General features: G+C 60.0%; 2 protein-coding genes. One reads left to right on the top strand and one right to left on the bottom strand.

Features of this window, described 5'->3' with window-relative positions; genetic code table 11:
• Nucleotides 1-240: 240 nt before the first annotated feature.
• Complete coding sequence (locus AAAB16_RS05990; protein ID WP_340662519.1) at nt 241-1143, bottom strand: LysR substrate-binding domain-containing protein; 903 nt, start codon at nt 1141-1143, stop codon at nt 241-243.
• 98 nt (nt 1144-1241) lie between these two features.
• Between AAAB16_RS05990 and AAAB16_RS05985 the strand changes: the two genes are divergently transcribed.
• A partial coding sequence (locus AAAB16_RS05985) for a sulfite exporter TauE/SafE family protein (protein ID WP_340662518.1) occupies nt 1242-1827 on the top strand: 586 nt, incomplete at its 3' end.

Genomic DNA, 1827 nt, shown 5'->3' with positions numbered 1-1827 from the left:
GAGCTGGGCTTGGACCGGGCTAATCTAAGCCGCCTAGCCAAGCGCCTTAATCTGAAAGCGTGATAGGCCCTTCGTAGGTGCGCTGTGCGCACCTAGCGATGTTGGATGGAACGCCACTCCCGGCATCAATCACCTAACGCCTATACCCCCAAAACCCTGGCCAAGCCTTTCAGCGCTTCAAGAATCGCTGCAAATAGGTCTGGATCAATCACGCTTATCATCTTCTCCTCCCTAAGAAATTTACTGCTCGGCCGGGATTGTAGCGCCCTGCATGGCGTGCACAAACTCCTTCGCCATGCCTCCGGCCGTTCGCCCATATGCCAACGCTACGGTGCTGGTACAGCCCTCTCCTTCTAACGGCACAAAGCACACGCTTGGGTGGGCCAGTTCGCGCATCCCTTCGGGCAACAATGCTATGCCAAAGCCGGCTTGGATCAGTTGCAGTTGGGTGGTTTTGCGCGAGATGACTTGTGCGGCGCGGGGGAAGAAGCCGGCTTGCATGCACAGTGAGGCGGTCAGGTAGCTAAGGCCGCCGCGTTGGCTGTGGGGGATGGAGATAAAGCGTTCTTCGCTGAGTTGCTGGAGTTGCACGCTGGTGGCGGTGGCCAGTGGATGGCTGGCGGCGACGGCGAGGTAGAGGGGTTCGTCGTAAATGGGCTGGATGGCGACGCCGGGGTCTTGGCGCAGTACGGGCAGGCGCAGCAGGCCGATGTCGAGGTGGCCTTCGGCGATGTCTTGCAGTTGCGCTTCGGAGCCTTGTTGGGCGATTTCCAGGGTGATGTTGGGGTTGGCGCCCAGGTAGCTGCTTAGGCGTTCGAGCAGGCGCCCGGTGAGCGGTACGGTGCTGGAGTGGTTGAGGCGCAGGCTGCCTCGCAGGCCTTGGCCAATTTGTTGGGTGAGGCGTTCGGCGCTGTCGAGGTCGGCGAGCAGTTTGCGCGCGCGTTCGAGAAAGGTGTGCCCAGCTGGGGTGAGGCGCGGCTGGCGGGCGGTGCGTTCGAACAATGGCGTGCCGAGCTGTTGTTCGAGTTCTTTGATTTGCCGGCTAAGGGCGGACTGGGCGATGTAGAGGTGTTCGGCGGCAGCGGTAAAGCTGCCGCATTCGGCGATTTCAACGAAGTAGCGCAGTTGGCGGAGGGAGGTCATGCAGCTATCTCGTTTTGCGATGACTGGTGGGCAGTTTGCATATTAGTCGGCATGGCTTGTGGGTGGCTAACCTTGTGGCGTGTTTCCTTTGTTTTGGATTGGCCATGGTTGATTACATTGCGGCGTTGCTGCCTTTCAGCGGTTTGGATTGGTGGGTGATTGGTTTGGGTATTGCCGCAGCTTATGTGGTGTTTGGCGTGGCGGGGTTTGGTACGGCGTTGGTGGCGGGGCCGGTGCTGATTCACTTTATGCCGCTGTCGCGGATTATTCCGTTGCTGGTGTTGTTGGATTTTGTCGCGGCGTTTGGCAATTGGTTGCCAGCGCGCAAGGCGGTGGCGCGGCAGGAGCTGTGGCGGTTGCTGCCGTGCATGGCGCTGGGTTGCACGCTGGGCGTGGTGTTTTTGCTGCAGTTGAAGGCGGATTTGCTGCTGTTGCTGATGGGCCTGTTTGTGAGCGGTTATGCGCTGTATAGCTTGCTGGTGAAGGTGCGGCCTGCGCGGTTGAGCGCTTGCTGGGCGGTGCCGGCGGGTACGGTGGGCGGCTTGTTTGGCGCGTTGTTTGGCAGTGGTGGCTTTTTGTATGCGCTGTATTTGAATGCCCGGTTGAGTTCTAGCGAGCAGGCGCGCGCTACGCAGAGTGCGTTGATCAGTTGCAGCACGGTGGTGCGGCTGGGGTTGTTTTTGC

The sequence above is a fragment of the Pseudomonas sp. genome (assembly GCF_037994325.1).
Classification (GTDB): domain Bacteria; phylum Pseudomonadota; class Gammaproteobacteria; order Pseudomonadales; family Pseudomonadaceae; genus Aquipseudomonas.
The sequence above is the reverse complement of the archived record's forward strand: the minus strand, read 5'-3'. Positions and strand labels throughout refer to the sequence as shown.